The organism is Falsiroseomonas sp. (assembly GCF_030695085.1).
Taxonomy (GTDB): Bacteria; Pseudomonadota; Alphaproteobacteria; order Acetobacterales; family Acetobacteraceae; genus Falsiroseomonas.
The window spans coordinates 1-19,304 of the sequence record NZ_JAUYTS010000033.1; the positions used below are offsets into that span (position 1 = coordinate 1).

Here is a 19,304-nt window from a genome sequence, read left to right on the forward strand (position 1 = left end):
AAGGTGGCGGAGGCCGGCGAACGCGCCGCCACCCGCGAGCGCGCCTGCATCGCCCATCTGAAGCGCCTGGCGCTGAATTCCGGCACCGCCATCGCCGCCGCCGCCCGCGCATTGGCAGAACTCGATTTGCACGCCGCCAGCGCCCAGCTCGCCACCGAGGGCGGCTGGTGCCGGCCGGAACTGACGGAGCGCGCGGAATTCTGCATCACCGCCGGCCGCCACCCGGTGGTGGAAGCGGTGCAGAAACGCGCCCGCGGCCCGGCCTTCGTGCCGAATGATTGCGACCTGTCGCCCGGCCGGCGGCTTTGCCTGCTGACCGGCCCCAACATGGCGGGCAAATCCACCTGGCTGCGGCAGAATGCGCTGATGGTGGTGCTGGCCCAGGCCGGGCTGTTCGTGCCCGCCACCGCCGCCCGCATGGGGCTGGTGGACCGGCTGTTCTCCCGCGTCGGTGGCGGTGACGACATTGCCGGCGGGCGGTCCACCTTCATGGTGGAAATGGCCGAGACCGCCGCCATTCTGAACCAGGCCACCGCCCGGTCCCTGGTGGTGCTGGACGAGGTGGGCCGCGGCACCGCGACCTGGGATGGCCTCGCCATCGCCTGGGCGGTGCTGGAGGCGCTGCATGACCGCATCCGCTGCCGCGCCATCTTCGCCAGCCATTTCCATGAATTGACCGCGCTCGCCGGCCGCCTGCCGGAAGTGCAGCTCGCCCGGATGCAGGTACGGGAATGGCGGGGGGAGGTGGTGTTCCAGCATCTGGTCGGCCCCGGCGCCTCGGAGCGAAGCTGGGGCGTGCATGTCGCGCGGCTGGCCGGCGTACCGCGACCGGTGCTGAAACGTGCGGCGGAAGTGCTGGCGGCGCTGGAAACCCGCGCCCGGGCCGGCGGACGCGATGCGCTGGCCGAGGAGCTGCCGCTATTCGCCCAGGCGCGCCCCGAACCGGCGGCCCCGGCCAGCCCGCTGCACGCCATGCTGGCAGAACTCGACCTTGATGCGCTTTCTCCGCGAGAGGCGCAGGAGGCGCTCTACCGCTTGAAATCGCTCGCAGATCAGAAAATCGATCCGGATGCGGAAGCTACCGCAGCGCAACACGAGAACACTGTTGCTGCGACAAGTGACACGGTAGTGTGACGTTGATGACCGCCAGCCTCGGCCAACCGCCTTCCCCGGCGGCCGCTCTCGCGCTACCCGCCGAACCGCCCGAGGTCCTGCCGGACCTGATCGCAGGGCTGGTCGAACACGGGCGCCCCGTCCCCCGCGACATTGCGCTCAGCCTGCTGCGACGGCAGCTCGGCCGCATCCAGGGCCGCGTGCAGCGCGCCTTCGAGGCGCACGACCTGTCCGGCCTTGGCGCCGCACGCTGGCTGGCGGCGCTGACCGATGGCATCGTCGCCGCCATCCACACCTATACGCTGGCGGTCTGCGCCAACCCGGCCGAAGCCACCACAGGCGCGGTGGAGGACCCTTTCGCGCTGATCGCCACCGGCGGCTACGGCCGCGGCGTGCTGGCGCCCTATTCGGATATCGACCTGCTGTTCCTGTCGGACCAGCCGCTCGGCCCGCAGGGGCGGCGTTCGGTGGAATTCCTGCTGTACCTGCTGTGGGATCTCGGGCTGAAGGTCGGCCACGCCACCCGCACGCTCTCCGAATGCATCGAGGATTCGCGCGGCGACGTCACCATCCAGACCGCGCTGATCGATGCCCGCTTCCTGGCCGGCGAGCGCCCGGTGTTCGAGCGTTTCGACACCGCCTTCCTCGCCGCCCGCAAGGCCAGCGGCCTGGCACCCTTCCTCACCGCCAAGCGCGCCGAACGCCAGGCCCGCCATGCGCGCTACGGCGAAAGCCCCTTCCTGGTGGAACCGCATGTGAAGGAAGGCCGCGGCGGGCTGCGCGACCTGCAAACCCTGTACTGGCTGGCCCGCCATGCCTTCGGCGTGCAGCGCATGCCCGAACTGGTCGGCCCGAACAGCCCCGGCGGCGGGCTGCTGACGCCGCAGGAAGCGCGCGCCATCCGCCGCGCCTGGAATTTCCTTTGGACCGTCCGCTTCCACCTGCACTACGTGACGGGACGTGCCGAGGAACGCCTGACCTTCGACCTGCAACCCGTGGTCGGCGCCCGCATGGGATACACACGGCATGGTGTGCAGGACGGCGTCGAGCGCTTCATGAAGCACCTGTTCCTGACGGCACGGGACGTGGTGCGCCTGACCCGGCTGCTGGAACCGGCACTGGAACGCGCCGCCCTTGGCCCGCCCGCCGTGCTGCCCGCCGGCGATGCGGCGCTGTCCCAGGCGGGCATGGCGCTGGCAGACGGAAAAGTGCTGTTCGCGCCCGACCGCAACGTGGCAGCCGACCCCGCCATCATGCTGCGCCTGGTGCGCGCGGCGCGCGACCGCAACCTGGAGATCCACCCCCTCGCCCACCGCGCGCTGATCCGCAACGCCCGCTACGCCGTGCATCTGCGCGATGATCCGCCGGCCAATGCGCTGTTCCTGGACCTGCTGACCGGCCGCGACCCGGCGCGCTTCCTGCGCGTGCTGAACGAGGTGGGGTTCCTGTCCCGCTTCATGCCGGATTGGGCGCGCATCGTCGGCCTGATGCAGTTCGACACCTACCATGTGTTCACGGTGGAGGAGCACACGATCGAGGCGATCGGCGTTCTCGCCGCCCTGGAACGCGGCGAGCTGGGAGAGGTCGCGCCGGTTGCCTCCGAACTGATCGGCCAGATCCAGTCCCGACGTGCGCTGTATGTCTCCGTCCTGCTGCACGACATCGCCAAGGGGCGCGGCGGCGACCATTCGGAGTTGGGCGCGCAGATCGCGCTGGAAATCTGCCCCAAGCTCGGCCTGTCGCCGGAGGAGACGGAGACGGTTTCCTGGCTCGTGCTGAACCACCTGCTGATCAGCCAGACCGCCTTCAAGCGCGACATCGACGACCCCAAGACCATCCTGGACATTGCCGAGACCGTCCAATCCCCCGAACGCCTGCGGCTGTTGCTGGTGCTGACCGTCGCCGACATGCGGGCGGTCGGCCCGAAGGTGTGGAACGGCTGGAAGGCGACGCTGCTGCGCGAATTGTACTGGCGCGTGGCGGAGGTTCTGGCCGGTGGCCTCTCCGTGCCGGAACGCGACACGCGCGTGGCCCGGGCGCGCGCCGCGGCCGCCGCGCTGCTGACGCACCAGACCAAGGCCGAGACGGATCTGTTCCTCGGCCTCGGCTATCCCGGCTACTGGCTGTCCTTCGACCCCGAGACCCATGCCCGCCACGCCGAGATGATCCGGGAGGCGGAGGCCGAGAACGCCCCGCTCACCGTCCGCACCCGCGTCATCGAGGCGCGGTCCGTCACCGAGGTGACGGTCTACTGTTCCGACCACCCGGGCCTGTTCAGCCGCATCGCCGGCGCGCTGGCGGTGGCGGGTGCCTCCATCGTCGATGCGCGCATCCACACCATGACCAACGGCATGGCGCTGGATACCTTCTGGGTGCAGGACGCGGCCGGCGGCGCCTTCGACGCGCCGCACCGGCTGGCCCGCCTGGCCGTGCTGATCGAGCAATCCCTGTCCGGCCGCCTGCGGCTGGAGGAGGAGATCGCCAAGGTCCGCCGCGAACCCGCCCGGCTGCGCGCCGTGACCATCCCGCCGCGCGTGGTGCTGGATAACCATGCCTCGAACACCCACACGGTGATCGAGGTGAATGGCCGCGACCGGCCCGGGCTGCTGCATGCGGTGACGACGGCGATCAGCGAGCAGGGGCTGCAGATCGCCAGCGCCCATATCACCACCTATGGCGTGCGGGCGGTGGACGTCTTCTATGTGAAGGACGTGTTCGGGCTGAAGGTGGAGAACGAACGCAAGCTGGCGGCGCTGCGCAGCGCGCTGCTGGTGGCGCTCGGCGCGCCAGATATGCCGGGTGATGGGTCCGTGCGGATCGTGTGAGGGGCGCTACCCCTTCACCATCCCGATCGGCGCCACTTCCTCCGTCATCCCCGCCAGCACCTCCGCCACATGCCGCACCTGCACGGGCGAGCCTTCGCGCCCCAGCTTGCCGGCCATGTTCAGCAGGCAGCCGAGGTCGCCCGCCAGCAGCGTGTCGGCACCGGTCGCCGTCACGTCCTTGGTCTTGTCGCCCACCATCCGGGTCGAGATGTCCGGGTACTTCACGCAGAAAGTGCCGCCGAAGCCACAGCACAGCTCGCTGTCGCCCATCTCGCGCAGCGACAGGCCGGCCACGGAGCCCAGCAGCTTGCGCGGCTGCGCCTTCACGCCAAGCTCGCGCAGGCCGGAGCAACTGTCGTGATAGGTGGCGATGCCGTCGAAGCGCGCCGCCACCTGGGTCATGCCGCGCACATCCACCAGGAAGGAGATCAGCTCATGCGTCTTCGCGGCCAGCGCCTCCGCCTTGCCGCGGTAATGCGGGTCGTCGGCGAAAAGCCCGGGGAAGTGGTGGCTGATCATCCCGGCGCAGGAGCCTGACGGCGCCACCACATAATCGAAGCGCAGGAAGTCATCGACCACGGCGCGGGCCAGTTCGGTCGCGGTGGCGCGGTCGCCGGAGTTGTAGGCGGGCTGGCCGCAGCAGGTCTGGCTTTCCGGCACCACCACCTCGCAGCCCGCGGCCTCCAGCAGTTTCAGCGCGGCGAAGCCGACCGAGGGCCGGTACAGATCCACCAGGCAGGTGACGAACAGCGCGACGCGGGGGCGGGTCGGGGTCATCGGGCTACCTTATGACAGCGGCTGCGGCGCGGCGAGGCTGACCCAGAGCGGGTCCTTCAGCTTTTTCGCGACAAAGGCGGCATGCGCCGCCAGCTCATCCGCGCTGGCGGTGATCGGGCGCGGCGTGCGCGCCACCGGCGCCACCACCAGGCTGCCCATGGCGGCCGGGCGGGCGGGGCGGGCGGCCAGTTCGAAGCCCGGCTGCTTGCCGCCCATCAGCTCGAGGTAGACCTCGGCCAGCAGCTTCACATCGAGCAGCGCGTTGTGCGCGGTGCGCATGGTGTTATCGACGCCGAGGCGCCGGCAGAGTGAATCGAGGCTGTTGGGCAGGCCGGGATAGCGGCGCTTGGCCACCGCCAGGCTGTCCACCATGCGGCTGCGGTCCAGCCGCTTGTGGCCGGCGCGCACCAGCTCCGCATCCAGGAAGCCGAAATCGAAGGGCGCGTTGTGGGCGATGATCTCGCTGTCGCCCAGGAAATCCAGCATCCGGCCGGCAATGTCGCGGAACAGCGGCTTGCCGCGCAGCATGTCGGCCGTCATGCCGTGCACGCGGGTGGCTTCCTCGGGGATGTCGCGTTCCGGGTCCACCAGCTCGTGGAAGGTCGCGCCGGTCGGCATGAAGTTGAAGATCTCGATCGCCGCGACCTCGATCACCCGGTCGCCGGAGGCGGGGTCGAGGCCGGTGGTCTCGGTATCCAGCACGATCTGGCGCATGGGCTAACGCATCCTTCGGACCAGCGCGCGGATCTGGCGCTGGGCATGGTGGCGGGACTGGCCGGTCTGTACCACCGCATCGGCCAGGCGCCGCTTCCGGGCATCCGGCATCTGCCGCGCCAGGATGGCGGCCAGGCGGTCCGGCGTCATCCCCCTGCGGCGCAGCACGCGGGCGCGCTGCACGGCGGCGGGGGCGGAGACGACCAGCACGAAATCCACCCGCTTCTCGCCGCCGGTTTCCAGCAGCAGCGGAATGTCGAGCACCGCCAGCCTTTCCCCCCGCCGGCGGCAGGTGGCCAGGAAGCGGGCCTCCGCGCGGCGCACCAGCGGGTGCATGATGCCCTCCAGGCGTTTCAGCGCCGCGGGGTCGCCGAGCACGCGGGCGCGCAGCGCCTCCCGGTTCACCCGGCCTTCGGTGGTGGTGCCGGGGAAGGCGGCCTCCACCGGGGCGACAGCGGCGCCACCCGGGCCTTGCAGCGCATGCACGGCGGCATCCGCATCGAAGACCGGCACGCGCAGGCGGCGAAAGCTGTTGGCGGCGGTCGATTTGCCCATCCCGATACTGCCGGTCAGGCCGATGATCTTCACGCCAGCAGGTCCGCCGCGACGAAGGCGCGCAGCTTTGCATCCACCACCGGGGCCACGCCGAACCACTGGTGAAAACCGGGCCGTGCCTGGTGCAGCAGCATGCCCAGCCCATCCACCGCCCGCAGCCCGCGCGCCCGTGCCTGGGCCAGCAGGGCGGTCTCCAGCGGCACATAGACCATATCCGCCACCACCGCCGTGCCCGGCAGCGGCGCCAGGTCGATCTCCAGCGGCGGCTCCCCGTCCATGCCGAGGGATGTGCCGTTGACCAGCAGCGCCGCGCCTTCCAGCCGCGGTGCGTCCGTCACCTCCACCGGGCCGCCGAGATCCCGCGCCAGCGCCTCCGCCCGCGCCACGGTGCGGTTGGCGAGCACCAGGCGGGGGCAGCCGGCATCGAGCAGCGCCGCGGCGACCGATCGCACCGCGCCGCCGGCGCCCAGGATCACCGCCGGGCCATCCCCCGCCTGCCAGCCCGGTGCCTGTTCATGGATGGATTCGAGGAAGCCGTAGCCATCCGTGCTGGTGCCCTCGATCCGCCCATCCTCCCGGAAGAACAGCGTGTTCACCGACCCGGCCCGCTGCCCCACCGCATCCACCGCATCGCACAGCGCATAGGCCGCTTCCTTGTGCGGGATGGTGACGTTCGCCCCCGCAAAACCCATCCGCCCCAGCGCCCGCACAGACTCGCAAAAATGTTCAGGCCGCACCGGCAGGGGCAGGTAGGCGCCATCGATGCCGTGCTGCGCCAGCCAATAGCCATGCAGCCGCGGCGAGCGGGAATGCGCCACGGGCCAGCCGAGCACGCCGGCCTTGCGGGCCTTGCCGGAGAGGATGTTCATTCCCGTGAAGTGCCCTGGCCCCGCCGCGCCGGTCAATGGCCGCGGCCTTCCTCCCTGGCCCCCTCTTTCAACCGGGCCCCGGCAATGCCACAGGAAGGGCCACAACGGAGAACCCCCCATGGCGCGCAACCTCAAGGTCGCGGTCCAGATGGACCCCATCGCCTCCATCAACATCGACGGCGACAGCACCTTCGCCCTGATGCTGGAAGCCCAGTCCCGCGGCCATGCGCTGTGGCACTACCATGTCCGCGACCTGGCGCTGCTCGGCGGCCGGGTGCTGGCGCAGGCCCAGAAGGTCGAGGTGCGGCGGGAGAAGGGCAACCACTTCACCCTCGGCGCGACGGAGGAGCTGGATCTCGGCCAGGTGGATGTGGTGCTGATGCGCCAGGACCCGCCCTTCGACATGGCCTACATCACGGCAACCCACATCCTGGAGCATATCCACCCGAAGACCCTGGTGGTGAACGACCCGGCGAGCGTGCGCAACGCGCCGGAAAAGCTGTTCGTGACCCACTTCCCGGAATTGATGCCGGAAACCCTGGTCACCGCCGATGTCGGCCAGATCCGCAAGTTCCGCCAGAAGCACGGCGACATCATCATCAAGCCGCTGTTCGGCAATGGTGGCGCCGGCGTCTTCCACCTGCGTCCCGATGACCCGAACATGAATGCCTTGGTGGAGATGTTCACCGAGCGGTCGCGGGAGCCGCTGGTGATCCAGAAATACGTCCCCGCGGTACGGGAGGGTGACAAGCGCATCATCCTGGTCGATGGCGTCGCCATGGGCGCCATCAACCGCGTGCCGGCAGCCGGGGAGGCGCGGTCCAACATGCATGTCGGCGGCAAGGCCACCCAGACCGTGATGACGGACCGCGAGAAGGAAATCTGCGCCGCCATCGGGCCGGAATTGCAGGCACGCGGCATGATCCTCGTCGGCATCGACGTGATCGGCGGCTACCTGACCGAGATCAACGTCACCTCCCCCACCGGCCTGCAGGAAATCGCGCGCTTCGACGGCGTGCATCTGGAACGCGCGCTGTGGGATGCGATCGAGGCGAAGGTCTCGGCGTGAAACGCACGACACGATCCCGCGACGCGGACTGAAATCGCCGGGCCACCCGCCCCGCCCATGATGCGGGGCGGGAGGACTCGGCGATGTCGGACTACAATACGAAGTTTGCTGCCCGCATCGCTGCGGTCGGGTTGAAGAATTTCAACGCCTCGGAACTGCTGGCGCGGACCGCGGCCAAGAACAAGTTCGGCACGAAAAACAGCAAGCCACCCGAGCGGCTGTGGGACAACATCATCCCCACCGTCATCGTTCTGGATGCGCTGCGCGAACATCTCGGCAAGACGATCAATCTGCAAAGCATCTATCGCAGCGAGGCCTACAACCAGGCTTCCTCGGACAGCACCAAGGGCTATACGGGGCGCGCCAAGACCAGCCAGCACATGGCCTTCACCGCCATCGACTTCAAAGTCGCCGGCATGGCCTGCACCGAGGTCGAGAAAATCCTGAAGGAATGGAGCAATTCGGGGAAGTTATTCTATTCCCCCGTCACCTTCGAGCGGAAGGCCGAAAAGGTCTCCGCCGGCACCATCCCCTTCGGCGAGCTGCCGCGGCTGTGGAAGATGGGCCCTTTCGGCGTGTGGTTCGCCTTCAAGGGCTACATCGCCGCCTACCCGTCCGAGAACTTCACCCATGTCGACACCCGCGGCATGACCAGCAAGATGTCGGAGTGAGGCGCCGCAGGCGTCAGGCGCGGCGCCCGGCCACCGCCCGGTACACCGCCAGCACGATCACCGCACCCACCACGGCGCCAATGAAGCCGGCGCCCTCGCCGGCCCGGTACCAGCCGACCGCCTGGCCCAGCCAGGTCGCCACCACGGCGCCCAGGATGCCGAGCAGGATGGTGATGATGAAGCCGCCCGGGTCCCGCCCCGGCATCAGGAATTTGGCCAGTGCCCCGGCCAGGAAGCCGATGATGATCGTCCAGATGAAACCCATGTCGCCGTCGCTCCGCGTTATGCCAGTGTAAGCGCGGCAGGCCGCGCGGGTTCCCCAACGAATCTCTACCTGCGGCACACCAGCCGCGGCCGGGCGCCGGCGCCGGGCGGGATCACCAGCCGCGCCCGCAGGCCCGGCGCGCACAGCCCGGCCACCGCCCCGGGTGCCAGCGCCGCACCCTGCGCCACCCGCACCCGCGTGTGATAGGCCAGGCCGCGCCCCGGCTCCGCCGAATGATACTGCGCCACCGCCTCCGCCCAGCTGGCCGTGCGGCCGCGCAATTCCCGCAGGAAGCGCACGGCATAGGCGATGTTGGTGGGCGGGTGGAAGGCCTGGGTGAGGTCCGGGAAGGCCTCCGGGTGATGCACCAGATTGACCTGCATGCAGCCGACATCGATGGAACGCCTGCCATTCTCCCGCAGCGCCCGCACCGTCTCCACCGCCTCCGCCGCGGTTTCGGGGAAGATGCTCTCGCCGCCGGCATTCAGCGCGAAGGGCCAGGGCGCCGCGCCGCCACCGGGGCGGGCGCGGCTGCTCTCGACGCGCGCAATCGCCAGCAGCAGGCCGTCCGGGATGCCGCTGCGCGCCTCCGCCGCCGCGATGGCGCGGGTGCAGGCGGTCCAGGGATCATCCGCGGCCGCCTGGGCCGATACGCCCGGCGACCAGGTCAGCAGCGCGACGAGAAGGACAGGGCGCAGCATGGCCGCCACCTGCCCGCCTTGCGTGCCGGGCGTCAACCGCGCCGGGTTCAAAGCGAGGCGATCGGCAACCCCAACCCGGTCAGGAAGAAATTGGGCTCCGCCGGCCCGACCAGCAGCAGCAGGCCGAGCCCGACCGCCGCGACGGAGGCCAGCAGCAGCGCCAGCATCCGCCCGGCACCCCGCACCGGGGCCACGAGCAGGGAGGACAGCACCCCCGCCCCGCCGGCCAGCAGCAGCGAGGCCGCCGCGAACACCGCCGTCATCGCGCCCACTTCCGGCCCATGCTGCAATCCCCGTTGTTGCAACATGCTAGCGCGGGCGTCGTAACCGCCATGTGGCGCGATCGTGTCGAAACCTTGCCGTTGGGTCAGCGCCGCCCGACATGGAGTGTTGATGCGCGGTGGGCTCGCCCGGCGAGGTTGACCCGGCTACAGCCCGCCCCCTAGCGTCATTGCGCTGCAACTTCACGGTTTGGGACACGCCCCTATGGGTCCAATCACCAGGCCGCCGCGCCCCACCGGGTCGCCCGCGATGAGCCCGTTGCCACCCGGGCTGGACGACCGGTCCGCGGCCATCTTCCGGGAGCTGGTGGAAACCTATGTCCAGACGGGCGAGCCGGTCGGGTCCCGCACCCTGTCGCGCCGCCTGCCGCAGGCCCTGTCGCCGGCCACCATCCGCAATGTGATGGCGGATCTGGAGGATGCCGGGCTGCTGTTCGCCCCGCATACCTCGGCCGGGCGGCTGCCGACGGAACGCGGGCTGCGGCTGTTCGTCGATGGCCTGCTGCAATTCGGCGCGCTGCCGGAGGAGGAACGGGACGCGATCGCCGCCCGCTGCGCCGCCGGCGGCCGTTCCTTGCAGGAAACGCTGGGCGAGGCGAGCCAGATGCTGTCCGGCCTGGCGGGCGCTGCGGGGCTGGTGGTGGCGCCGAAGCGCGAAGCGCCGGTGCGGCACATCGAATTCGTCGCACTCGGTACCGGCCGCGCTTTGGTGGTGCTGGTGACGGCCGATGGCCAGGTGGAAAACCGCGTCATCGAGGTGCCGCTCGGCCTGCCGCCCTCCGCCCTGCAACAGGCCAGCAACTACCTGAATGCGCGCCTGTCCGGCCGCACGCTGGAGGAAACCCGCGGCACGGTGGCGGAAGAAATCGCCGCCAACCGCACGGCGCTGGATGCGCTGACGAACCAGGTGATCGAGGCCGGGCTCGGCACCTGGGCCGGCGGTAGCGGCGGGTCGCTGATCCTGCGCGGCCAGGCCAAGCTGTTGCAGAATCTCGGCCTGGACCACGCCCAGCGGGTGCAGGAAATCCAGGCGCTGTTCGAACGGCTGGAAGCGCAGGAGACCATGCTGCGGCTGCTCGACCTCGCCCAGCGCGGGGAGGGGGTGCAGATTTTCATCGGTGCCGAGAGCGGTCTGTTCGACAGCGCCGGCCTGTCCATGGTGGTCTCGCCCTTCCGCAACGGGGCGGAGCAGATCGTGGGCGCCATCGGCGTGATCGGGCCGACGCGGATCAACTACGGGCGGATCATCCCGGTGGTGGACTACACGGCGCGGGTGATCGGGCGGCTGCTGGGCTGAGCGCCTCTCAGCCTTCGCCCTTCCAGGGATCGAGGATCGGGACCCCGGCAGCCTGGAAGGCGCTGGCATCGCGCGTGGCAACCGCGAAGCCGCGGGATGTGGCGATCGCCGCGATATAGCCATCCGGCGTCGGAAAACCCTTTCCGGCATGGCGGGCGGCGACGGCCAGATCCGCGTAATGGCGGGCGGCCTGGGTATCGAAGGGCAGGATCCGGCCTTCGAACAGGGCGAGCAGCCCATTGAGCGTGGCGGCGAATTTCTGCTTGCGCCGCCCGTCCGGCAAGGCACCGATGCCGAACAGCAATTCGGCGACGGTGACGCTGGAGAGAAACAGCGTCTCGGCCGCCTGCGCATCCAGCCAGTCGCGCACGGCAGGCGCCGGTTCCGGCTTCATCGCCTCGGAGACGACATTCGTGTCCAGGACGATCACCTAAGTCTCATCGGCCAGGCGCATCGGCGCTGCGGGCGTCCGGTCGCGGCTTTGCTCCAACGCCTCGAAATCCTGGTTGGTCAGCCCCGCCTCACGGCTCAATGCCGACAGGGCGGAGCCGATGCGGAGACGATCCGCGGGGCGCACGGCGGCTTCAAGAATGTCCCGAATCTCGGCCTCCGTGCTGCGGCCGTGATGGGCCGCGCGCAGCTTGAGGGCACGGTGCGCCGCCTCGGACAGGTTGCGGATGGTGACGGCGGGCATCTGATATCGTTTCTCGAAAACTGATAGCGTTGATATCAATATGGTGAAGTGCCAGCATGGCGCAAGCTCCATCATCCGAGGCTGCGCGAACCGGATTTCCGCGCTATATCAATGTCGAGCAGGAGCGCGCCCGTGGTCCACATCACCTCCCCCGCCTTCAAGGCGAATGCCGCCCGCGCCCTGGCCGATGCCGGGCTGCAAAAGGCACTCGACCGCAGCAAGAGCACCTCGCACGGCAAGCGCGCCGCCGCGGTGGCCGCCCTGCCGGAGTTCGAGCAGCTGCGCGACATCGGCCGCGACATCAAGAACCACACCCTGGCCAACCTGGACTTCTACCTGGAGGCCTATGCGGCGCAGGTGGAGAAGGCGGGCGGCACCGTGCATTGGTGCTCGACGGCGGATGAGGCGCGTGCGGCCGTCCTGAAGATCTGCCGCGACAAGGGCGCGCGCACGGTCACCAAGGGCAAGTCGATGATCTCCGAGGAGCTCGGCATCAACGAGCATCTGGAGGCCCATGGCATCGAGCCGGTGGAGACCGACCTCGGCGAATACATCCTGCAGATCCGCAAGGAACCGCCGAGCCACATCATCGGCCCGGCCTTCCACCTGAACCGCGAAGACTGGGAAAAGACTTTTCGCGAGATTCACACGGAGCTGCCGAAGGACCGCGTCTTCCATGAGCGCAGCGACATCATGGCGGAGGCGCGCACCAAGCTGCGCAGTCGCTTCCTCGCGGCGGATGTCGGCATCACCGGCGCCAACTTCCTGATCGCCGAAACCGGCAGCAACGTGATCGTCACCAACGAAGGCAATGGCGACCTGACGCAGACCCTGCCCAAGACGCACATCGTCCTGGCCAGCATCGAGAAGGTGGTGCCGACGCTGGAGGATGCGACCAGCCTGCTGCGCCTGCTCGCCCGTTCCGCCACCGGCCAGGATTTCTCGGTCTACACCACCTTCTCCACCGGCATCCGGCGCGAAGCCGACCTCGATGGGCCGGAGGATTATCATGTGGTCCTGATCGACAATGGCCGGTCGAACATGATCGGCACGGATTTCCAGGAGATGCTGCGCTGCATTCGCTGCGCCGCCTGCATGAACCATTGCCCGGTCTATGGCGTGGCCGGCGGGCATGCCTATGGCTGGGTCTATCCCGGCCCGATGGGCTCCGTGCTGACGCCGACGCTGATCGGCATCGACAAGGCCGGCAACCTGCCCAATGCCAGCACCTTCTGCGGCAAATGCGAAAGCGTCTGCCCGGTTAAGATCCCGCTGCCGAAGCTGATGCGGCATTGGCGCGAACGGGAATTCGAGCGGCATCTGTCGCCGCAATCCGTCCGCTCCGGCCTAGCCCTCTGGGCCTGGTTCGCCAAGCGGCCCGGGGCCTACCGGATGGTGACCAGGCTCGGCATCGGCGCGCTGTCGCTGCTCGGCCGCGGCAAGGGCGCCTTCAAATCGCTGCCGCTGGCCGGTGGCTGGACCGCGGGCCGGGATCTGCCGGCACCCGAACCGGGGGGGACCTTCATGGCGCGCTACAAGGCGCATCAGCGCACCGAGCAGCGGGCAGGCCGCCGATGAGCCCGGAGCCCTTGAATCGCGACAAGATGCTGCCGGCGGGCGAGGAGGCGGAGCGCATCCACGGCTATCGCTTCCCCGACCAGAGCGCACCCGCCCGCACCGCGCCGCGCCCCACCGGCACGCTGGAGCAGATCTACGCCCGGATCGACGCGGACACCCCGGCCGTGCGGCTGAACGAGGATCTCGACCGGATCGAGGGCGCGCTGGCCAAGCTGGAACAGGCGGTGCGCGACGCGATGGAGGCCGAAAGGCGATGAGCAAGGACGCCATCCTCGGCGCGATCCGCCGCGGCCTGAAGCGCGGCCCGCTGCCGGCCGACCAGCAGGCGATGCTCGCCGGCCGCATCGCCACCCATCCGCGCCATTTGATCCCGGCCCGGTCGCGCCTGCCGCGGCCGGAGCAGATCGCGCTGTTCATCCGCAATGTGGAGAAGGAATTCGGCACGGTCGAACGCGTGCCGGATCACGCCGCCATCCCCGCCGCAGTGGCGGATTACCTGGCCGCGCAGAACCTGCCATCGCGCATCGTCATGGCGCCGCACCCGGACCTCACCGGCATCGACTGGTCGACCCGCCCGATGCTGGAGCGGGAGGCGCGGCGCGCCGAGGCCTCCGATTCCGTGTCGCTGCAACATGCCTGGGCCGGAATCGCCGAGACCGGCACGCTGGTGCTGCCCTCCGCCGCCGAGCGTCCGACCACGCTGAACCTGCTGCCGGATACGGAAATCGCCGTGCTGCGCGCGTCTGACGTGGTCGGCGCCTATGAGGAAGCCTGGGACCGGCTGCGCGCCGGGGCGCCGGATGCGCTGACCGGCGGCTTCATGCCGCGCAACATCATGCTGGTCACCGGCCCCTCCCGTTCCGCCGATATCGAGCAAACGCTGGAACTCGGCGCGCATGGCCCGCGCCGCCTGCATATCCTGCTGGTGGAGGATGAGCCGGCGCCGCGCATGGAAAGCCCGGCCGAGGCCCGCGCGGAAGCCACCACCCAGCCGGGCGCCCCCGCCGCCCCGGGCGATTGAGAGCCCCATGCGCGAAAAGCGGCTGAACCAGGCCGATCTCGCGCTGTGGCGCGCCTTCACCGCGGAAATCCGGCCGCTGTTTGGCCATCAGCGCCCGCCGGCACCGCCCACCCCGGCCGCCGCGCCGGTGCCGGAACCGCCCGCGCAACTCGCCATTGCGCCGCCGCCGAAACCCGCCCGCCCGCTGCCGCCACCGGAGATTCGCGTCGGCGAGGTGCCGGGCGGCCTCGACCGCAAGCGCTGGGCAGCGCTGCGCCGCGGCGACATGCGGGCGGAACGGACGCTGGACCTGCATGGGCGGCGGGTGGCGGAGGCGCATCTGGTGTTCCGGGCCTTCCTGCACCGCGCGGCGGCGGAGGGTATCCGCACGGTGACGGTGGTGACGGGGAAGGGGCCGCAGCCGGAAGGCGGTATCCTGCAGCGCGAATTGCCGCATTGGCTGAACGACCCGGAGCTGCGCCCCCTGGTGCTCGGCGCCGCGCATCCGCACCCGACCAATTCCGGCGCCGTGAACCTGCTGCTGCGCCGCCGCCGCACCAATGCGCTGCCGCCCCCCAAGGCGCTGCCAGCCAAGGGCAAGCGGCGGTGACACCCTTCGGGGCCCGGCTGCGGATGCTGCGGCGCCAGCGGCGGGTGACGCTGAAGGACATGGCGACCCACCTCCAGGTCTCCTCCGCCTACCTCTCCGCGCTGGAGCACGGCCATCGCGGCCGGCCCTCGGCCGGGCTGGTGCACCAGGTGAATGAGTTCTTCGGCCTGATCTGGGACGAGGCGGAGACGCTGTCCGAACTGGCGAAACTGTCCCACCCCCGCGTCACGCTCGACACGGCCGGGCTGACGCCGGAGGCGACGGCGCTGGCGAACCGCCTGGCGGAGGGCATCCACCGCCTCAGCCCGCAGACGGTGGCGGCGATGCATGGGCTGCTGGACCGGGAAGTGCCGGCCGGGGAAAAGCCCCGGCTGCGGCGGGCGGCGGGGCGATAGGCGCGGCTACCGCGCGTGGCCATCCCGCAGCAGCGCCGGAAGCCGGCCGAAATCCAGCCCCTCCAGCAGGTCATCGGCCGCCAGGCTGCTGCCCCACATCGCCTCCAGCACCGCCACCGCCGCCTGGGTCAGCGGCATCGCCACGCCGCGCGGCGTGGCCAGGCGCAGCCACAGCGCCAGGCCATAGGTGACGCTGACGGCCAGATGCGCGGCATCCAGCCCGCGCAGGCCGGGGCTGGGCCGCGCCGCGGCCAGGGCGCGGGCCATCACCGGCAGCGGCGCTTCCGGCACGCCGCCCAGCCGGTGCAGCCCGGCGGCCAGGCTCGGCACCGCATGGCCATAGGCCTTGGCCAGATCCAGCCGTTCCGCATCCAGGCGTTCCGCCAGCCGGCAGATGGCGGGCGTCATGCGACCGTGCTGGTCCCAATCCTCCCCGGCCTCGATCCGGGTGACATTGCCCAGCGCCAGCGCCGCCTGAAGCACCGGCTCATGCACCGCCAGCGCGGCGCCCAGCGCATCGGCCAACGGCACGAAGCGGATGCCGAACAGATCGGCGCACAGGCTGGCCAGCGCCCCGGCGGAAGCGGCGGGGACCGCGGCGAGTTCCACGACCTCCGGCAACGCATGCAGGCGCAGTTCATCGCCGGCCAGGCGTTCCGCCACCACCGGCGGGATTGCCATGGCGCCGATCGGGGCCCGGCGCCCCTCCCGCGCCAGCAGGCGGTCCAGCAGCAGCGGGGCCAGGGAATGGCTCGGCGCCAGCAGCACCGGCACGCCCTCCGTCAGCATCGGTGCGATGCGGCGCAGCACCGGCCCCAGCGCGTGCGGCGGCACGCTGACCAGCACGGCATCCGCCCTGGCCAGAGCGCGCGCCACATCCACCGCCACATCGACCCGCGCGGTGCCCGACAGCACGCCCTGCACCGAGAGGCTGCTGCCGATGCCATGCGTGCCACCGCCGCGCGGCGACCACAGCGCCGCGGCGTGCCCCCGGCTGACGGCGAGCGCCGCCGCCCCCGGCCCGACCGCACCGGCCCCCAGGACTGCCAGGCGCATGCGGCTCAGGCTTTCGAAGGTGGCGCGGCGAGGGGCCGGCCAGACGGTGCGGGGTTGGATCGGGCGAATGTGATCATCGGCGCCACCTTACAGGCGCTTGGGCGGTTTCGCACCCTGCCGCGCAACGGCCTGCCGCACAAAGCCGGGCCGAGGCAGAACGCGCCTGTTGCACCGCAGCAGCAACAAATATTTGAATTTCGGTCGGTGTTCATGGGACCGTCGCCAGTCCTTCATTGCCCTGCCTTCAACCGCGGTATTAATACTTCGTCATGCAGGCAACAGCCCGAATGACCGCGCCGGATGTGCTGCGCCCCCGCAAGCGGCGCCTCGCCATCCAATTCTCCGCCTCGGACCCCGAGGGGATGTGGGGCGATGTGCTGGGGGAACGTCCGCATGGCGGGCGCTTCCGCGCGGTGCGCCGGCTGGCCTGCCTGGTGCTCTGGACCCTCATCGCCATCCCGATCCAGGCGCTGCTGCTGCCGCTGCCCGGAAGGGGTGCCGCCGCCTTCGCGCGGCTGTATCACCGCACGCTCTGCGCGCTGATGGGCCTGCGGATCCAGGTGGTGGGGGAAGCCTCGGCGGAGAAGCCGGTGCTGTTCGTGTCCAACCACTCCTCGTGGCTCGATATCCTGGTGCTGGGCGGGACGCTGGAGGCGAGCTTCGTCGGCAAGGAGGAGATCGCGCGCTGGCCGCTGATCAACATCGTCGCCAAGCTGGGCCGCACCGTCTTCGTCAGCCGCCGCCGCAGCGGCACGAAGGGGGAGGCGGATGCGATCCGCGCGCGGCTCGCCGCCGCCGACAACCTGATCCTGTTCCCCGAGGGCACCACCAGCGATGGCTGCCGCGTGCTGCCCTTCCGCAGCGCCTTTCTGTCCGTGGCGGACAGCGCGCGGGTGGTGCAGCCGGTTTCCGTGGTGTTCGACCGCCTGGGCGGCCTGCCCGCCTGCCGCCGCGACCGGCCGCTTTTCGCCTGGTATGGCGACACGGACATCTTCACCCATTTCTGGCGCCTGGCGCGGCGCCCCGGCGGGCGCGCCACCATCATCCTGCACGCGCCGCTGGACCCCGCCGTCTGGCCGGACCGCAAGGTGCTGGCCGCCGCCTGCGCCCAGGTGGTGGCGGATAGCTGTTCCACACTGCGGCAGAACCGCCCGGCCCTGCCGCTGCGCGCCACCCCGCCGCAGCCCAAGGCCGGTACTCGGCCGGAAATCCTGCCCGCGTGAGGGCTTTGGCCCGCGCTTCCCGCTTGACCCGGCGCGCGCCGATCCCGCAGCCTGCCGGCGTGGAGAAACAAAGGCGGCACACTTTCCTGGCCGCGGGCCGGATGCGCCTCGCTTGACCCGGGCGCGCGGCCTGCGCAAATCCCCGGCTGCCCCCCGCGGCCTTCCAGGCGGGGCGACGGAGCTTGGCCCGGAATGAATCCTCCCCCCGCACCCCCCCGCAAGCGGTTGTTCATCCGCAGTTGGGGCTGCCAGATGAATGTCTATGACAGCGGCCGCATGGCCGATGTGCTGGCCCCGCTCGGCTACATGGCGACCGAGACGCCGGAAGACGCCGACATGGTAGTTTTGAACACCTGCCATATCCGGGAGAAGGCGAGCGAGAAGCTGTTCTCCGAACTCGGCCGGCTGCGGGTGCTGAAACAGGCGAAGGAGCAGTCGGGTAGCCGCATGATCCTGGCCGTCGCCGGATGCGTCGCCCAGGCGGAAGGCGCCGAGATCACCGCCCGTGCCCCCTATGTCGACCTCGTCCTCGGCCCGCAGAGCTATCACCGACTGCCCGAGATGGTGGCCCGCATCAGCCGCGCCGCCGGCGCGGTCATCGAGACGGATTTTCCGACGGAACAGAAGTTCGACTTCCTGCCGGATTCCGCCACGCCGCAGGGCGTCACCGCCTTCCTGACCATCCAGGAGGGCTGCGACAAATTCTGTTCCTTCTGCGTCGTCCCCTACACCCGCGGCAGCGAATTCTCTCGGAGTGCCGCCGCCGTGCTGAAGGAGGCACGGCACCTGGTCGCGCAGGGGGCGCGCGAAATCACGCTGCTCGGGCAGAATGTGAATGCCTGGCATGGGGAGGGGCTGTCGGGCGGCGCCTGGACGCTGGACCGGCTGCTGCTGGAACTGGCGGAGATCCCGAACCTCGCCCGGCTGCGCTACACCACAAGCCACCCGCGCGACATGGATGATGCGCTGATCGCCGCCCATGGCCGCATCCCGCAGCTGATGCCGTTCTTGCACCTGCCGGTGCAGTCGGGGTCTGACCGCATGCTGGCGGCGATGAACCGGGGCCACAAGGCGGATCTGTATCGCCGCATCGCCGACAAGCTGCGCGAGGCGCGACCCGATCTGGCCCTGTCCTCCGACTTCATCGCCGGCCATCCGGGGGAGAGCGAGGCAGACCACCAGGCGACGCTGAAGCTGATCCAGGATGTCGGCTTCGCGCTGGCCTATTCCTTCAAATATTCCGCCCGCCCTGGCACGCCGGCGGCGACCGCCCAGATGCAGGTCGCGGAAGCCGAGAAGGATCGCCGGTTGCAGGAAATTCAGGCCCTGCTGCGGGAACAGCAGGATGCCTTCAACCGTTCCTGCATCGGCCGCCGCTGCGATGTGCTGGTCACGGGTGCCGGGCGGCATGAAGGCCAGTTTGCCGGGCGGTCACCCTGGCTGCAGCCGGTGCATGGCCTTGGATCGCCCGGGATGGCGGGCCAAGTGGTGACGGCGGTGGTGACCGCCGCGATGCCCAATTCGCTTTCCGTGCGCCTCGAGGGGAATGAGGCGCTCGGTCCTCCGTCACAAACGCCCCGTCAGGAGAAGGCCGCCGCTTGAACACACCCC

General features: G+C 70.2%; 22 protein-coding genes. 12 read left to right on the plus strand and 10 right to left on the minus strand.

Annotated elements, in window-relative coordinates:
- Both Q8S40_RS03250 and Q8S40_RS03255 read left to right on the plus strand, forming a co-directional pair.
- Positions 1–1,134: MutS-related protein (locus Q8S40_RS03250; protein WP_408872166.1), on the plus strand; the 1,134-nt coding region annotated here is incomplete at its 5' end.
- 5 nt (positions 1,135–1,139) lie between these two features.
- Positions 1,140–3,938 (plus strand): [protein-PII] uridylyltransferase, encoded by a 2,799-nt coding sequence (locus tag Q8S40_RS03255; RefSeq protein WP_305669260.1) that lies wholly within the window; start codon positions 1,140–1,142, stop codon positions 3,936–3,938.
- A 6-nt stretch (positions 3,939–3,944) separates the two neighbouring features.
- Here Q8S40_RS03255 and Q8S40_RS03260 read toward each other — a convergent pair whose 3' ends face one another.
- Genes Q8S40_RS03260 through Q8S40_RS03275 form a run of 4 tightly spaced genes read right to left on the minus strand, consistent with a single transcriptional unit; the run spans position 3,945 to position 6,853 of the window.
- Complete coding sequence (locus Q8S40_RS03260) at positions 3,945–4,715, minus strand: (Fe-S)-binding protein (protein WP_305669261.1); 771 nt, start codon at positions 4,713–4,715, stop codon at positions 3,945–3,947.
- 9 nt (positions 4,716–4,724) lie between these two features.
- Positions 4,725–5,429, minus strand: a complete 705-nt coding sequence (gene dnaQ, locus Q8S40_RS03265) for a DNA polymerase III subunit epsilon (protein ID WP_305669262.1) — start codon at positions 5,427–5,429, stop codon at positions 4,725–4,727.
- Between the two features lie 3 nt (positions 5,430–5,432).
- Positions 5,433–6,017, minus strand: a complete 585-nt coding sequence (gene coaE / locus Q8S40_RS03270; protein ID WP_305669263.1) for a dephospho-CoA kinase — start codon at positions 6,015–6,017, stop codon at positions 5,433–5,435.
- Positions 6,014–6,853: a shikimate dehydrogenase gene (locus Q8S40_RS03275; protein WP_305669264.1), complete on the minus strand. Its 840-nt coding sequence runs from the start codon at positions 6,851–6,853 to the stop codon at positions 6,014–6,016. The genes coaE and Q8S40_RS03275 overlap by 4 nt, the downstream gene beginning before the upstream one ends.
- A 118-nt stretch (positions 6,854–6,971) precedes the next feature.
- Between Q8S40_RS03275 and gshB the strand changes: the two genes are divergently transcribed.
- Complete coding sequence (gene gshB, locus Q8S40_RS03280; protein WP_305669265.1) at positions 6,972–7,922, plus strand: glutathione synthase; 951 nt, start codon at positions 6,972–6,974, stop codon at positions 7,920–7,922.
- Positions 7,923–8,005: 83 nt separating this feature from the next.
- Positions 8,006–8,593, plus strand: coding sequence for a D-Ala-D-Ala carboxypeptidase family metallohydrolase (locus tag Q8S40_RS03285; RefSeq protein WP_304809595.1), 588 nt, complete (start codon positions 8,006–8,008; stop codon positions 8,591–8,593).
- 13 nt (positions 8,594–8,606) lie between these two features.
- Here Q8S40_RS03285 and Q8S40_RS03290 read toward each other — a convergent pair whose 3' ends face one another.
- From Q8S40_RS03290 to Q8S40_RS03300, 3 genes are all read right to left on the minus strand, one after another.
- Positions 8,607–8,858: a GlsB/YeaQ/YmgE family stress response membrane protein gene (locus Q8S40_RS03290; RefSeq protein ID WP_304809593.1), complete on the minus strand. Its 252-nt coding sequence runs from the start codon at positions 8,856–8,858 to the stop codon at positions 8,607–8,609.
- Positions 8,859–8,923: 65 nt separating this feature from the next.
- A complete protein-coding gene (locus tag Q8S40_RS03295; protein ID WP_305669266.1) occupies positions 8,924–9,559 on the minus strand; it encodes a transglycosylase SLT domain-containing protein in 636 nt (211 codons plus the stop codon).
- 47 nt (positions 9,560–9,606) lie between these two features.
- The gene (locus Q8S40_RS03300; protein WP_305669267.1) at positions 9,607–9,867 is read right to left on the minus strand and encodes a hypothetical protein; all 261 of its coding nucleotides are present in this window, start codon (positions 9,865–9,867) and stop codon (positions 9,607–9,609) included.
- 223 nt (positions 9,868–10,090) lie between these two features.
- Between Q8S40_RS03300 and hrcA the strand changes: the two genes are divergently transcribed.
- Complete coding sequence (gene hrcA, locus Q8S40_RS03305) at positions 10,091–11,137, plus strand: heat-inducible transcriptional repressor HrcA (RefSeq protein ID WP_304809587.1); 1,047 nt, start codon at positions 10,091–10,093, stop codon at positions 11,135–11,137.
- Between the two features lie 7 nt (positions 11,138–11,144).
- On the opposite strand, the gene Q8S40_RS03310 is transcribed toward hrcA, so the two are convergent.
- Both Q8S40_RS03310 and Q8S40_RS03315 read right to left on the minus strand, forming a co-directional pair.
- Positions 11,145–11,567, minus strand: a complete 423-nt coding sequence (locus Q8S40_RS03310) for a type II toxin-antitoxin system VapC family toxin (protein ID WP_305669268.1) — start codon at positions 11,565–11,567, stop codon at positions 11,145–11,147.
- Positions 11,568–11,831: a FitA-like ribbon-helix-helix domain-containing protein gene (locus tag Q8S40_RS03315; RefSeq protein WP_304809733.1), complete on the minus strand. Its 264-nt coding sequence runs from the start codon at positions 11,829–11,831 to the stop codon at positions 11,568–11,570.
- Positions 11,832–11,963: 132 nt separating this feature from the next.
- On the opposite strand from Q8S40_RS03315, the gene Q8S40_RS03320 reads away from it, so the two are divergent.
- Genes Q8S40_RS03320 through Q8S40_RS03340 form a run of 5 tightly spaced genes read left to right on the plus strand, consistent with a single transcriptional unit; the run spans position 11,964 to position 15,414 of the window.
- Positions 11,964–13,409, plus strand: a complete 1,446-nt coding sequence (locus Q8S40_RS03320) for a LutB/LldF family L-lactate oxidation iron-sulfur protein (protein WP_305669269.1) — start codon at positions 11,964–11,966, stop codon at positions 13,407–13,409.
- 11 nt (positions 13,410–13,420) lie between these two features.
- Positions 13,421–13,666 carry a hypothetical protein gene (locus tag Q8S40_RS03325; RefSeq protein WP_305669270.1) on the plus strand — a complete coding sequence of 82 codons (246 nt, stop codon included), beginning with the start codon at positions 13,421–13,423 and terminating at the stop codon, positions 13,664–13,666.
- Complete coding sequence (locus Q8S40_RS03330; protein WP_305669271.1) at positions 13,663–14,430, plus strand: lactate utilization protein; 768 nt, start codon at positions 13,663–13,665, stop codon at positions 14,428–14,430. The genes Q8S40_RS03325 and Q8S40_RS03330 overlap by 4 nt, the downstream gene beginning before the upstream one ends.
- 7 nt (positions 14,431–14,437) lie before the next feature.
- Complete coding sequence (locus Q8S40_RS03335; protein WP_305669272.1) at positions 14,438–15,019, plus strand: Smr/MutS family protein; 582 nt, start codon at positions 14,438–14,440, stop codon at positions 15,017–15,019.
- Positions 15,016–15,414, plus strand: coding sequence for a helix-turn-helix domain-containing protein (locus tag Q8S40_RS03340; RefSeq protein WP_304809575.1), 399 nt, complete (start codon positions 15,016–15,018; stop codon positions 15,412–15,414). Before Q8S40_RS03335 ends, Q8S40_RS03340 begins: the two co-directional genes overlap by 4 nt.
- Positions 15,415–15,420: 6 nt before the next feature.
- Here Q8S40_RS03340 and Q8S40_RS03345 read toward each other — a convergent pair whose 3' ends face one another.
- Positions 15,421–16,470 carry an NAD/NADP octopine/nopaline dehydrogenase family protein gene (locus Q8S40_RS03345; RefSeq protein WP_305669273.1) on the minus strand — a complete coding sequence of 350 codons (1,050 nt, stop codon included), beginning with the start codon at positions 16,468–16,470 and terminating at the stop codon, positions 15,421–15,423.
- Positions 16,471–16,757: 287 nt separating this feature from the next.
- On the opposite strand from Q8S40_RS03345, the gene Q8S40_RS03350 reads away from it, so the two are divergent.
- On the plus strand, positions 16,758–17,693 hold the full coding sequence (locus Q8S40_RS03350; RefSeq protein ID WP_305669274.1) for a 1-acyl-sn-glycerol-3-phosphate acyltransferase: 936 nt from the start codon (positions 16,758–16,760) through the stop codon (positions 17,691–17,693).
- 192 nt (positions 17,694–17,885) lie between these two features.
- A complete protein-coding gene (gene miaB, locus Q8S40_RS03355; protein ID WP_305669275.1) occupies positions 17,886–19,295 on the plus strand; it encodes a tRNA (N6-isopentenyl adenosine(37)-C2)-methylthiotransferase MiaB in 1,410 nt (469 codons plus the stop codon).
- Positions 19,296–19,304 lie beyond the last annotated feature (9 nt).